Source organism: Saccharothrix sp. ALI-22-I, assembly GCF_001984175.1.
Taxonomy (GTDB): Bacteria; Actinomycetota; Actinomycetes; order Mycobacteriales; family Pseudonocardiaceae; genus Actinosynnema.
In genome coordinates this window covers 1-13,551 of the sequence record NZ_MTQP01000021.1, presented here as the reverse complement: position 1 = coordinate 13,551, position 13,551 = coordinate 1, and the positions used below count along the sequence as shown (strand labels likewise).

At 70.2% G+C, this 13,551-nt stretch carries 8 protein-coding genes; all 8 read right to left on the bottom strand.

Annotation, left to right across the window (positions count from 1 at the left end):
- Window positions 1-6: 6 nt before the first annotated feature.
- The 8 genes from ALI22I_RS01070 to ALI22I_RS55235 all read right to left on the bottom strand — a co-directional run bounded on the left by ALI22I_RS01070 (window position 7) and on the right by ALI22I_RS55235 (window position 13,524).
- Window positions 7-1,146, bottom strand: a complete 1,140-nt coding sequence (locus ALI22I_RS01070; RefSeq protein WP_077003715.1) for a Gfo/Idh/MocA family protein — start codon at window positions 1,144-1,146, stop codon at window positions 7-9.
- A gap of 70 nt (window positions 1,147-1,216) precedes the next feature.
- On the bottom strand, window positions 1,217-2,260 hold the full coding sequence (locus ALI22I_RS01065) for a substrate-binding domain-containing protein (protein WP_077003707.1): 1,044 nt from the start codon (window positions 2,258-2,260) through the stop codon (window positions 1,217-1,219).
- A gap of 53 nt (window positions 2,261-2,313) precedes the next feature.
- On the bottom strand, window positions 2,314-3,351 hold the full coding sequence (locus ALI22I_RS01060) for an ABC transporter permease (RefSeq protein WP_077003706.1): 1,038 nt from the start codon (window positions 3,349-3,351) through the stop codon (window positions 2,314-2,316).
- 94 nt (window positions 3,352-3,445) lie between these two features.
- Entirely contained in the window at window positions 3,446-4,960 is a 1,515-nt protein-coding gene (locus ALI22I_RS01055) for a sugar ABC transporter ATP-binding protein (RefSeq protein ID WP_077003705.1), read from the bottom strand.
- Window positions 4,957-6,237: an ROK family transcriptional regulator gene (locus tag ALI22I_RS01050; protein WP_077003704.1), complete on the bottom strand. Its 1,281-nt coding sequence runs from the start codon at window positions 6,235-6,237 to the stop codon at window positions 4,957-4,959. Before ALI22I_RS01050 ends, ALI22I_RS01055 begins: the two co-directional genes overlap by 4 nt.
- 96 nt (window positions 6,238-6,333) lie before the next feature.
- The gene (locus tag ALI22I_RS01045; protein WP_083751327.1) at window positions 6,334-11,799 is read right to left on the bottom strand and encodes a ThuA domain-containing protein; all 5,466 of its coding nucleotides are present in this window, start codon (window positions 11,797-11,799) and stop codon (window positions 6,334-6,336) included.
- Window positions 11,800-12,357: 558 nt separating this feature from the next.
- Window positions 12,358-12,735, bottom strand: a complete 378-nt coding sequence (locus ALI22I_RS01040; RefSeq protein WP_143531856.1) for a hypothetical protein — start codon at window positions 12,733-12,735, stop codon at window positions 12,358-12,360.
- A 696-nt stretch (window positions 12,736-13,431) separates the two neighbouring features.
- Window positions 13,432-13,524 carry a hypothetical protein gene (locus ALI22I_RS55235; protein ID WP_443216875.1) on the bottom strand — a complete coding sequence of 31 codons (93 nt, stop codon included), beginning with the start codon at window positions 13,522-13,524 and terminating at the stop codon, window positions 13,432-13,434.
- Between the last annotated feature and the right edge of the window lie 27 nt (window positions 13,525-13,551).

Here is a 13,551-nt window from a genome sequence, read left to right as displayed (position 1 = left end):
AGGTGGTCAGACGTCTCGCCAGGCGCGGGCCGCGGAGCTGTCCTCGACGGCCGCGAGGACCCGCTGGACCTGGAGCCCGTCGGCGAACGACGGTGCGGGAGCGGTTCCGCCGGCCACGGCGCGGACGAAGTCGACGGCCTGGTGCGTGAACGCGTGCTCGTAGCCCAGGCCGTGCCCGGCGGGCCACCAGGCGTCGACGTAGGGGTGTTGCGGCTCGGTGACGACGATGCGGCGGAAGCCCGCGACCGCCGCGTCTTCGACGCCGTCGAAGTAGTGCAGGACGTTCATGTCCTCGAAGTCGAACGCGAGACTGCCCGCCGAGCCGTTGATCTCGATGCGGATGGCGTTCTTGCGGCCGTTGGCGAACCGGGTGGCCTCGAACGAGCCGAGTGCGCCGCCGGTGAAGCGGGCCAGGAACAGGGCGGCGTCATCCACGGTGACCGGTCCCGTCCCGGCCGACGAGGCGGTGCCGGACAGTCCGGAGTGGGCGGATGCGACGGGCCGTTCGGCCACGAACGTCTCCAGCGTCCCGGACACCTCGCTGATGGTGTCTCCGAGGATGAACTGGGTGGCGTCGACGATGTGCGCGCCGATGTCGCCCAACGCGCCGGACCCGGCCTTCTCCTTCTGGAGTCGCCACGACAGCGGCGCGGCCGGGTCGACGATCCAGTCCTGGAGGTACTGCGCGCGCACGTGGTGGACGCGCCCCAACCGGCCTTGCGCGACCAGGTCGCGGGCCAGGGAGATCGCGGGCACGCGCCGGTAGGTGAAGCCGACCATGGCGTGCACTCCCCGGTCGGCGGCGCGCTCGGCGGCGGACGCCATCGCCTCGGCTTCGGCGACGCTGTTGGCGAGCGGCTTCTCGCACAGGACGTGCTTGCCCGCCTCCAACGCGGCGACGGCGATCTCGGCGTGCGTGTCGCCGGGGGTGCAGATGTCGACCACGTGCACGTCGTCGCGGTCGAGCAGGGCCTTCCAGTCGGTTTCGGCGTGCGCCCAGCCCAGTCGGGCGGCGGCGGCCTCGGTCCGCGCCCGGTCGCGACCGCAGACCACGGCCATCACGGGGCGGGCGGGCAGGTCGAAGAAGCGGGGCGCGACCCGCCACGCCTGGGAGTGGGCGGCTCCCATGAACGCGTGGCCGACCATCGCGATGCCCAGGGTCGGTGCCGTCCCATCGGGTGTCGTCACGGCGGTGTGCTCCTCCTCGGAGTTGGTGTCAGGATTCGAACGCGGTGGGCAGGTAGTCGTCGACGTTGTCCTTGGTCACGACCGGCGCGAACAGCTCGATCTGGCGCGGGACCTCGACCTCGACCAGGTCACCGAGGCTCTTGCCCTGCACGGCCAGGCGGGCCAGGCGGATGCCGTCGGCGCCCTGGGTGGACGGGTAGACCACGGTGGCCTTGTGCAGGCCGTTGTCGGCCTTGATCTCGCGCATCACGTTCGCCGACCCGGCGCCGCCGACGACGAAGAACTCGCCGCGCCCGGAGTTCTTGATGGCGGCCATGACGCCGACACCCTGGTCGTCGTCGTGGTTCCAGATCGCGTCGATGCGCGGGGCGGCCTGGAGCAGGTTCGCGGCGGCCTTCTCGCCGCTCTCCACGGTGAACTCGGCTGCCACGCGGTTGTCGACGTTCAACCCGCACTCGCCGAGGGCGTCGGCGAAGCCCTTGCTGCGGTCCTGCGTCAGCGGCAGGGAGTCGATGCCGGCGATTTCGGCGACGACGGCATCGGACTTGCCCTTCAGCTTCTCGCAGACGTAGGTGCCCGCCGAGACGCCCATGCCGTAGTTGTCGCCCAGGACGGTCGAGCGCGCCGCGAACGGGCTGTCGAACGCGCGGTCGACGTTGATCACCGTGATCCCCGCCTTCATGGCCTTGAGCGCCACCGGCGTCATCGCCGCGCCGTCGAAGGGCAGCAGCACGATGGCGTCCACCTTGTCGTTGATGAAGGTCTCGACCTGGCTGATCTGGAGGCTGACGTCGTTGGTGCCCTCCACCACCTTCAGCTCCACGTCGGAGTACTTCTCGGCCTCGGTCTTGGCGGCGGCGGAGATGGCCGCCATCCAGCCGTGGTCCGCGGCGGGTGCGGAGAACCCGATGACGACCTTCTCGCCGGGTTCGTCGTTGGCGACCTTGGCACCGGCCTGACCACCGGCTTGGGGTGTCGTGTCGGGGGTGTTGCCCGTGCAGGCGGTGAGCGCGACGCCGGTGGCGAGGATCGCGGCGAAGGTGCGCGCCCGGGTGATTCTGTTGTGCGACATGGGATGTTCTCCTGAGGTGGCGGCGATTGCGTTGCGGTGGCGGGGGTTCGTGGTCAGGTGTCGCCGCGCCGGGCGAGCCGCTGCTGGAGGAGCACGGCGGCGACGATGATCGCGCCCTTGGCGACGGCCTGCGCGGAGATGGAGAGGTTGTTGAGGGTGAAGACGTTGGACAGCGTGGTGAAGATCAGCACGCCGAAGACGGTGCCCGCGATGGTGCCGCGACCGCCGGAGAGCAGCGTGCCGCCGATGACGACCGCGGCGATGGCGTCCAACTCGTAGAGGCCGCCGTGGGTGGAGCTGCCGGTGGTGGTGCGGGCGATGAGCATGACCGCGGCGATGCCGCAGCACACACCCAGCAACGTGTAGAGCAGCACGGTGTGCCGCCGCACGTCGATACCCGCCAGCCGGGCGGCCTCCGGGTTGCCGCCGACGGCGAAGGTGCGGCGACCGAACGTGGTGCGGTTGAGCACCACCCACCCGGCGATCGCGACCACCGCGAAGATGATGATCAGCACCGGCACGCCCAGCACCGAGGCGTCGAAGAACTGGGTGAATCCCTGCACGTTCACGATCTGCGTCTTGCGGTTGGAGATGATCTCGGCCAAGCCGCGGGCGGCGGCGAACATGGCCAGGGTCGCGATGAAGGCCACGATCCGGCCGTAGGCGATCAGCACGCCGTTGACGACCCCGCAACCCGCGCCGACCGCCACCGCGGTGGACACGAGCACCAGCCAGTGCGTGTCGTTGGCCACGGACTGCGTGGCCAAGGTGGTGGCCCACACGGAGGACAGCGCCACGATCGCCCCGACGGACAGGTCGATGCCGCCGCCGGTGATGACGAACGTCATGCCGACGCTCACCACGCCGATCACCGAGGCCAGGCGCAGGATCGTCAGCAGGTTGTCCACGTCGGCGAACCGGTCCCCCGCCGTGATGACGCCGACGAGGCACAGCAGCACCAGGGCGACCACCAGGCCGGTGTTGCGCCCGGCCGCGGACCCCAGGAACCCGGTGACGGCGCGCCTGGCGCGACTCTCGCCGGGCGGGCCGGACGTCGGTGCGACGGCGGCCGTCGCGGTGTTCTCGCTCATGCACACACCTCGCTGGCGCTCGGCGTGGCAAGAGCGCAAAGCACTGTGTTGAAGTTGAACGATCCGGTGCTGGGTGATTTGGCTGCAAGCTCGCTCATGCGGCGGTTCCTTCCATGACCAGGTCCAGGACCCGGGACTCGTCGATCTCCTGGGCCGGTCCTTCGTGGACGACGCGCCCTTCGCGCACCACCAGGACCCGGTCCGACAGGCCGAGGACCTCCTCGACGTCGCTGGACACCACGACCACGGCCACGCCCCGCTGGGCCAGGTCCCGGATCAGCTCGTAGATCTCGCTGCGCGCGCCGACGTCCACACCACGCGTGGGCTCGTCGAGCAGCAACACCCGGCACTCGCGCAGCAGCCACCGGGCCAGCACGACCTTCTGCTGGTTGCCGCCCGACAGGGTGCGCACCGCCCGGTCGACACCCGGCGGACGGACGTCCAACGCGGTGGTCAGTTCCCGCGACCGCGCCCGCTCCGCGCCGCTGTCCAGGAAGCCGAAACGGGCGAACGCGGGCAACGTGGACACCGTGATGTTGCGGTAGACGGCTTGGTCGAGCAGCAGGCCCTGACTCTTGCGCTCCTCCGGGCACAGCCCGACACCGGCTCGCACGGCCGCACTCACGGAACCGCGCCGCAGCCGCTTGCCGTCGACCTCCACGGTGCCCGCCGAGGGTTTGCGCGCGCCGTAGACGGCCTCCAGGATCTCCGACCGCCCGGAGCCCACCAGCCCGGCCAACCCGACGACCTCACCCGCGCGGACGGTGAGGTCCACCCCCGAGAACCGCCCCGGCGCCGCGAGCCCGCGCACGGTGAGCACGACGGACGCGGTCGGATCGAGCGGCTTGCGGTCGGGGAAGACGTACTCCAGGTCACGCCCGGTCATCAGCTTGATCAGGTCGGCGGTCCGCACGTCGCGGGCGGGCAGGCCGGTGGCGACGGTGCGGCCGTCCTTGAGCACGGTGACCCGGTCGCCGATCTCGCGGATCTCCTCCATCCGGTGGGAGATGTAGACGACGGCCACGCCCTGGGCGGTCAATTCCCTGATGACCCGGAACAGGGTGCGCACCTCGTCCTGGTCCAGCACGGCCGACGGCTCGTCCATGATCAGCAACCGGCCGTCGCGGGACAGCGCGCGAGCCATGCTCACGATCTGCTGGTTGGCCGCGGACAACCGGCCCGCGTCGCGGTCCGCCGGGATGTCGGGGTGGCCCAGCCGCTCCAGCAGGGCGCGGGTCCGCCTGCGTGCCTCGGTGCGGCGGGTGAACCCCGCCGTGGCCGGTTCGTGGCCCAGGAACACGTTGTCGGCGACCGAGAGCCCGGCCACCAGATCCAGCTCCTGGTAGATGGCCGCCACGCCGGTGCGCATCGCGTCCATCGGGTTGTCGAACGAGACGACCTCGCCCTGCCAGCGCAGTTCGCCCTCGTCCGGCCGCTGCGCCCCGGCGAGGACCTTGATCAAGGTCGACTTGCCCGCCCCGTTCTGGCCCAGCAGGCAGTGCACTTCGCCCGCGCGGACGTCGAAGTCGACCCCGCCGAGAGCCGTGACGCCCGGGAAGCGCTTCACCACACCCCGGACGGCCAGCAACGGGGTTCCGCTTCTCGTCATACCGATTCCTCCTGTGCCACGGGGTGGTGCCCGCCGACCGGCTCGACGAGGGTGGGGTCCTGGAAGACGTGGTCGAGGACCTGCGACGCCCCTCCGCGCGCGGAGGCGGAGAAGCCGAGCGTCGAGAACGTCACGCGCGTGCCGCCCGCGTCGCCGGCGAAGACGTGCAGCCGCAACTCGTCGTGCAGGGAGCCCGCGATCCACGGCGACAGGGCCGCGAAGTAGCCACCGAGGACCAGCAGCCGGGGGTTGAAGACGTTGACGAGGATGCCCGCGCCCACGGCGAGCCAGTGCGCGATCTCGGTCAACGCGTCCAGGACCCGAGGGTCGCCCGACCGGGCCCGATTGCTGATCTCGGCGAGCCGCTTCTCCACGTCCAGCGACGGATCACGGACCGGGTCGTGCTCCGGCGCCGCTGCCGCGAGCAGGGCGTTGAGGCCGACCGCGGCCTCCCAGCAGCCCTGCCTGCCGCACCCGCAGGGCGGACCGCCGGCCCGGACCCGCATGTGCCCGACCTCGCCCGCGAAGCCGGAGGCGCCGCGCAGCAGCTGCCCGCCGGCGATCACGCCGCCGCCGATGCCCACCGCACCGCTGAGCAGGATCAGGTCGGCGCTGCGGTCCGGCCCCTGTCCCTCGATCTCGGCCAGCGCGGCCAGGTTGGCCTCGTTGTCGAGTATCACGGGGTACGGCGGGTCACCGAGGATGCGCCGGATCTCGGCGACCACCGCGACGTCGGTCCAGCCGAGGTTCGGCGCCTCGTGGACGATCCCGGTCCCGACCCCGACCAGGCCGGGTACGGCGATGGTCATCCCGACCGGGCGGATGTCGTTCTTGGCCAGGCCCTTCAAGGCGTGACCGAGCAGCCGGCCCAGGCGGGCCAGCACCAGGGCGGGTTCCATCCGCGCGGTGTCGAGGGCGAGCCGCTTCTCCGACACGACGTCGCCGCGCAGGTTGAGCACGAGCACCGACAGGTAGTCGATGTTGACCTCGGCCCCGACCGCCACCACGTGCTCGCCGTCGAGCCGGATGGGCTGGCCCGGCCTGCCGACCGTCGCCCGCTCCGCCTCCCCTTCACCCGCCAGGCCGCGGTCGACCAGTTCGGCGACCAGGCTGGACACCGTCGCCTTGTTCAAGCCGGTCTCCTCGGCGAGCCGCGCCCTCGACCGCGGGCCGCGGTCGCGCAGCTGCGACAGCACGACCGAGAGGTTGTGCCTGCGGACCGTGAGCTGGTCCGCGGCCGCGGTGCGCGCGCGCAGGCGGACGGGCCTGCTTTTCATGCCACTCCTCGGTGTCGCCGGACAACGACGGCCGGAGGCCGGGTGCCGGTGCGGAAGGGAGGTGTGGCCCGTCGGGGTGCGGGCCACACCCACGACCTACTCGGGCGAGAGTGCGTCCGGGTTGGGCCCGGGTGTCGCGGTGTACCGACCGATGGCCTCGACGTTGCCCGCGACGTCGATCGACCGGTACTCCAGGAGGTCCCTGCCGTTGGGCCGGAGCTTGATCTCCACCCCTTGGTAGACCTGCCACGGCCCGCCCGCGATCCGGTACTCGGTCCTGGCCACGCCCGAGGTGACGTCCTCCGCGCGGAGCCAGACCCGTGAGGGCGCCAGGCCGCGCTGGGCGGACGTGACGGGCGTGGCGGTGTCGATCCTGACGTCGAGCACCGTCTCCGCCGAGGTATTGCCCGCCGCGTCGGTCGCGCGCACGGCGATCCGGTGCGCCCCCTCGTCCGCGACGACCACCACCGCGGAGTACGGCTGCCACGCCCCGGCATCGACCCGGTACTCGACCACCGGATCGCCGGAAGTCCCATCGGTCGCCGAGGCCGACACCGAGACCCGCCGCGTCCACCAGCCCTCGGAGCCGGACGGCTCGTCGGCCTTCGCCGTGACCTTCGGCGCGGTCTGGTCGACCTTGACCGCCACCGTCTTCTCCTCGGACGTGTTGCCCGCGGTGTCGGAGGCCCGGAAGGTCACCACACGCGGACCGTCGTCGGCGAACGACAGCGGTGCGGTGTACTCCGCCCAGCCGCCGTCGCCCACCCGGTATTCCAGGTACACCTGGCCCGGACGGTCGTCGGTGGCCGTGGCGGTCAAGGTCACCGGCCCGGTCCACCACCCGTTCGCGCCGGTGGGCGTGGCGGGATCGGTGACCACCGACAGCTCCGGCGCCGTCCGGTCGCCTTCGATCACCCGGAAGTGGTCGAACCGCACGGGCTTCGACGCGGTCTGCGGGCCTCCGAGAGCGAACAGCCCGATCTTCGCGCTGTTCCCGAGTGCGGTGTTGACCACCGGTTCGAGTGACGTCCAGGTCTGCCCGTCCGGGCTGTAGGAGCCGGTGTAGGTGTTCCCCGACTTGGTCAGCCTCAGGTGCCACACGCCTTGGGCGAGACCGCCCGCACTGGGCTGCGGTTGGTCGATCGTGTCGCCGGTCTCCGAGCGCAGCTCGATCACCCTGTCCACCGCCGAGCCCGGTGCGTTGGTGGTGAGGTAGTCGAACTTCACGTAGTTCGCGTCGTCGACGTAGGCGATCAACCCGGCCTGCTGGTACTGCTCGTCCAGGGCGGAGCCGTCCACCTTCGTCTCGATGGTCCAGTCGTCGCCCGGCGCGCTCTGGAGGATGATGTTGGCCGGGGTGTCGGTGGACGAGCCGTAGATGTCACCGTCGCTGGTGTCGAGGCGCAGGCTGCCGTCGGCCACGCCGTAGCCGGTGGGATCGCGCCGGACGACGGCGTTCCAGCGGCAGCCGTCGAGCGACGGACCGGTGAAGTCGTCGTTCCGGTCGACCTCGACCGTCGTGTCCGGCGTGATGCCGAACGTGTCGAACTCGGCGTTGACGACGGGGCGACCGCCGGTGCCGGACAGCGACAGCAGGCCGATCTTCGGGTTGGTGATGCCCGCCAGCGCCTTGGTCTGCGGCATCGCGGTGAAGGTCCGGCCGTCCGCGCTGTAGGACGCGGTCAGGTTCGTGCCGTCACTGCTGAACCTGATCCACACGGTGTCGGGGTACTGCGCGCCCAGCGGCGCGGTGTTGGACTCGCCGACCTCGTTGGGCGAGCCGTTCTCCTCCCGGATGAACTGGAAGATGCGGCTCGCCGCGTCGTCGCTACCGGTGGTGCGGCCCTCCAGCACCATCTTCGCGTAGTTGTCGTCGTCGCCGTAGACGATGAGCCCTGCCTGCTGGTACGCCTGCCTGGCGGGCAGTCGCACCTTGGTGGTGGCCTCGAAGGGCCCTGGCGGCAGGTCCTGGAGCACGATGTTCGGCGCGTTGTTGTCGGTGCCGTAGATGTCGGTGGACGCCGTGGGGATCACGAGGTGCCCGTCGCGGACGGCGAGGTCCTGGTTCTCCCGCACCACCGTGGTCCACCGGCCGCGCTCCAGGGAGGTGCCGAGGAAGTCGTCCGACCGGCCCGCGAAGCAGTCCATCGGCGGCGACTGCACGGTGATCTCGACGTTCGCCGTGCCGCTCGCGCCCCTGGCGTCGGTCGCGGTGACCTTCGCGCGGAACGTGCCGCCGGTGGTGTAGGTGTGGCTGGTCGACGCGCCGGTGCCGGTGCCGCCGTCACCGAACGTCCAGGTGTACTGGATCGGGGTGTCACCCTCGGGATCGGTGGCGGTCGCGGTGAAGTCGACTTTCAGCGGCGCGGTGCCCGAAGTCGGGGTGGCCGTGACGGTGACCGCGGGCCGCTGGTTGTGCGTGACGCCCCTGCCGACGAACTCCAGCCAGTTGATGTTCGCGAGGTAGCTGGTGGTGGTGCTGCCCTCCGGCCGGCGGGTGACGAAGTACAGCTTCGACCCGGCCGGCGGGTTGTCGACGACGTCCGCGGTCACCGTGGTCCAGTTCTGCCAACCGCCGGTCGGTGCGAACGTCGCGGTGCCGGCGAGCGGACCGTCCGGCGCGCCCACCCGGATCTCGATCCGACCGCCCTCCCCGCCCGAGGCGATGCGGAAGCGCACCTGGTCGATCCCCGCGAGAGTCGCCGGGGCGAAGGAGAAGTAGTCGCCGTCGGTGATGAACCCGATGTTCTGGCCCCCGCCGGTGTCGGTGGTGTCCTCCCGCTGCACACCGGCGGTGTCGTCACCCGCGCCGTCGGCGGTGCGACCGGACTCCGCGTGGAACTCCGCCTCCTTGTGCTTCGGTTGCAGCACCAGGATCGCCTCGCCGGTGAGCGGGGCCACGCCGGGTGCGCCCTTGTCGGTGTACTTCGCGGTCAGGACACCGAAGATGTTCGCGCCGGCGTGACCCTCGTCGCCGGACATGACGGCCAGTCCCTCGCAGCCGCGGTACTGCTCGTAGCCGTGGGAGTGCTCGTCGTGGCCCAGGGCGGGCTGGACGACCACGTTCTGGCAGTCGATGGTGCCGTCCTCGGCGTCGGTCACCGTGACGCGGTAGGACACCTGGTCGCCGAAGTCGATGAACCCGCCGTCGACCGGCGCGGTCAGGGTCACCACCGGCGGGGTGTTGCCCACGACGATGGCGACGTTGGCGACCGCGGACCTGCCGTCCGCGTCGGTCACGGTGAGGCGCGCGGTGTAGTTGCCGTTGGCCGTGTAGGTGTGGCTCGGGTCGGCCTCGGTGCTGTCGGTGGTGCCGTCGCCGTCGAAGTCCCACGCCAGGGTGATCTCGGTGCCGTCGGGGTCGCGCGACCCCGACGAATCGAACCGCACGGTCAGCGGCGCGTGTCCGGACTTCGGATCGGCCGTGGCCACCGCGACCGGAGCGCGGTTGCCGCGCACGTAGTCGATCCGGTAGAGGCCGCTGTCGGCGTTGTTGCCGCCGAAGCCGGAACCCCACTCGATCAGGTACAGCGCGCCGTCCGGGCCGAACTGCATGGCGTGCACGCGGTTGAAGCCCATACCGGGCAGCATCCGGTTGATGTCGAACACGGTCTCGCCGTCCGGCGACAGCTGGAACGAGAACATCCTGCCGTCGTTCCAGTCGCCCCACACCGCCTTGCCGTCCCAGTAGGCGGGCCACTTCCGCGGCGAGTCCAAGTCCGGGTCGAACCGGTAGGTGCCGCCCGCCATCGGCGCGCCGCTGCCGCCGATCTCCGGGTTGCCTGTGGTGGACTTGCCCTGCCAGATCGGCGTGCCGATCGCCGGCGGCAGCTGCGTGATGCCGGTGTTGTTCGGCGAGTTGTTGACCGGTGCGGAGCAGTCGAACGCCGCGCCCGACACGCCGGTGGCGAAGTCGTGGTCGTGGTACGGGGTGTTGGCGCCCACGCAGTAGGGCCAGCCGTAGAAGCCCGGCCGGTCCACGATGTTCCACTCCACGCGTCCGTCCGGCCCCCGCTGGGGGCTGACCTGGCCGGCGTCCGGGCCGTAGTCGGCGACCTGGAGCTTGTTGGTCAACGGGTCGAGGCCGATGCGGAAGGCGTTGCGGAAGCCCATCGCGTAGATCTCGGGCCGGGTCTTCTCCGTGCCCGGCGGGAACATGTTGCCCGCGGGGACCGTGTAGGTGCCGTCCGGCTGCGGCGTGATCCGCAGGATCTTGCCGTTGAGGTTGTTGCTGTTCGCCGAGGAACGCTGGGAGTCCCACGCCGCGCGGCCCGGCCTCTCGTCGAGCGGGCTGTAGCCGTCGGAGGCGAACGGGTTGGTGTTGTCGCCGGTCGTGATGAACAGGTTGCCGTCGTTGTCGAACTCCAGCGCGCCACCGGCGTGGCAGCACTGGTCGCGCTGGGTGGTGATTTCCAGCAACACCTTCTCGCTGCCGGCGGTGATCGTGTCGCCCGACAACGTGAAGCGGGACACCCGGTCGACCGCCTGCGCTCCGGCGGGCGAGTAGTACAGGTACAGGTGGTTGTTGGTGGCGAAGCCCGGGTCGAGCGCCAGCCCGAGCAGGCCGAACTCCTGTCCGGTGTAGACCTGGACCGAGCCCGCGGTGACCACCGAGCCGTCGGTGCGGACGAGCTTCACGGCGCCGTTGCGGTCGATGTAGAAGACCCGGCCGTCCTCGGCGATGGCCAACTCCATCGGGTTGGCGGTGTTGTCGTCGAGGGTGACCTTGTCGAAGGCGTCGGTGCGCGTGGCCGAGCAGTCGGCGTCGAGGACGCCCGCCGCCGTCTGCACACCCTTGAGCAGGTGGTCGCGGAACGCGGGGTCGGCGTAGGACTCGTTGGTGTGGCCGAGGCCGGTGTACCAGGAGCGGCCGCCGTCGTAGTCCTGGCACCAGGCGATCGGGTGGCTGGTGCCCATCGCGCCGTTGCCGGGGTTGTAGCTCGTCTCGTCCAGTTCGGCCAGCACGTGCACGTCGGCCGCCGGGTCGGCGCGGAAGTTGTACCACTCGTCGAAGCGCCGCCAAGCCTGCGGCAGGTGTGCGGTCGAGGGGTGTGCGGGGTCAGTGACCTTCACCGTGGCGTTCTGCGGGTCCGGGTGGTTGGAGAAGTACGCGCCCACCAGGTCGCCGTACCAGGCCCAGTCGTACTCGGCGTCCGACGCGGCGTGGACACCGGCGAAGCCGCCACCGGCCTTGATGTAGCGCTCGAACGCCGCCTGCTGACCGTTGTCCAGCACGTCGCCGGTCGTGGAGAGGAAGACGACCACCTCGTACTGGGCGAGGTTGGCGTCGGTGAAGACGCCCGCGTCGTCAGTGGAGTCCACGGTGAACCCGTGCTCGGCACCGAGCTCCCGGAGCGCCGCGACACCCGCGTCGATCGACGGATGCCGGAAGGTCACGGTCTTGGTGAACACCAGCGCCTTGAACGTTTCGACGCCGTGGCCGGGGTGCGCTTGCGCCGGGACGACCAGCGAGACCAACGACCCGACCAGCGCCACGACGATCGCGGCGGATAACCACGGACGCGGCCACCGAATGCGACCACGTCTGGACGAGTTCACCATTGAGCCCTCCCCCTACGAAGATCGAACCGTGGTCCGCGCCACACGATTCGTCTGTCGAGTGAACAAACTAATGAGCATTTTTCGAGGCGGTCAAGGCCGTGAGCGGACGACGGGGTGGCCAATCCTGAAACTGGCCAACGACCGTGAATCGGGGGCCGATCAGCCCCGCAGCCAACGTTCGCCGATGTCACACCACGACTCCTACCAGCGGTGATGCTACGACTGCACGGCAGTTGATCTTCACCGCAATGGACGCGCCCAAACGCCGCGCCCCACCCAGGAGCAGGATTACCGCGACTGAATACGCCGTCACCTCGGCGACTGCGCGGAGCAATCGCCACGGCGCAGTACCCGGAATTGACACGGCCTTCTCCGCTCGAACAGCACAAACAACTTGGTAAGCGCTTTCCAGTAATGAGCGGTTCCGCCGCACCATGAGCAGAGCGACGGCATGGCGTCCGACCTGGCGGAGCCGGAAGGCCACCCACCGTGGACGACTAGCGCCCGGGCGGACCCGCGCGAGCCGGCCGCCGTAGCCGGTGCCGCGGCCGTAGCCGGTCAGGCACACGCGGCCGCAGATCGCCGGGTCACCGGTGATCGCCGCGCCGGCGCCCCCCACTGGTGGCGGTCACCCCAGTTGTCCCAGCCGACCCAGTCGAGCAAGGGGGCCCACATCGAGGCCGCACCGTTCCACTGGTACACGCCGCCCACATCGGCCCGCGCGCACGCCAGGTCCTTCTGCGCCCGACTGAACACGATCCCGCTCACGAACCCGGCCCCACCGATCTTGACGTTCTTGAACGCATACCGCTCGGACGGGAACGCCGTGGACGGGAACGCCGGCGGAGCCACCATGACGGACACACCCGACGTCACCAGCACCACGCCGGTGATCGGCCCTGCCGCACGGCGCCGCCGGGCACTGCTCACTGCCATTCCCGCTCCTCTGCGACCTACCCGTGGTGTGCCCGCGAATAACACCCACGCGACGGTGGACGTGGGCGTCGCCGTGCAGGTGCTCGCGATCACACCAAGGGAGTGTGACACCAACTTGTTTTCGTTCACAAGAAACCTTTCGCTCGGCCGAGGCGTGTTGCACTGAATGGCCTAGCGATTCCGGGGAACGCTCCCAATTGCCACGTCGGAACGGCCCGGATGGGCAATCACAGAGCGGGCCGACCGGCCGTAGCTAAAGTTAGCGTTAACATTTTTAGCAATTCTTCGCTGTTGACCGCGGTCGGCGCGACCGGCTACATTCCCGCGGGAAGAGAGCTCGCACCGGGGATGAGTTCCGTCCGCAGCTCATGACTCTCGTCCGGCAATCGGGGCCTCGTAGTAGATCCGGCACCCACCGTCTGGGCGGCGACCCAGAGCCGGTCTGCGGGCTCGTAGCGGACCGGCCCCGCCGGTTGTCGACGAAGTACTGCGTTCTCGTGCCGTGGGACGAGAATCTCCGCGTCCTTCGCCGCTTCGCTACGCAGCAGCACCGACGGGACAGCCCGTAGCTTCCGGGTCACCTTGTACAGCAGGGACACGATCACCTGAGCGTGCTCTCGAGCGGGTGTCTGCACTGTTCTACCAGCGACGATGTCTTTCGGGCGGCACCGGGCTTCTGGTTGTTTGTGTTGTCGGTCAGGGGTTGTCAAGTGTGTAGATGCGGGTGGTGTTTTCGTTGGCGGCGGTGGCGAGGAGTTTGTGGTCTGGGCTGAACGCGACCGTGGTGATCTTCGCGGTGTGGCGGAGGCGTGCCTG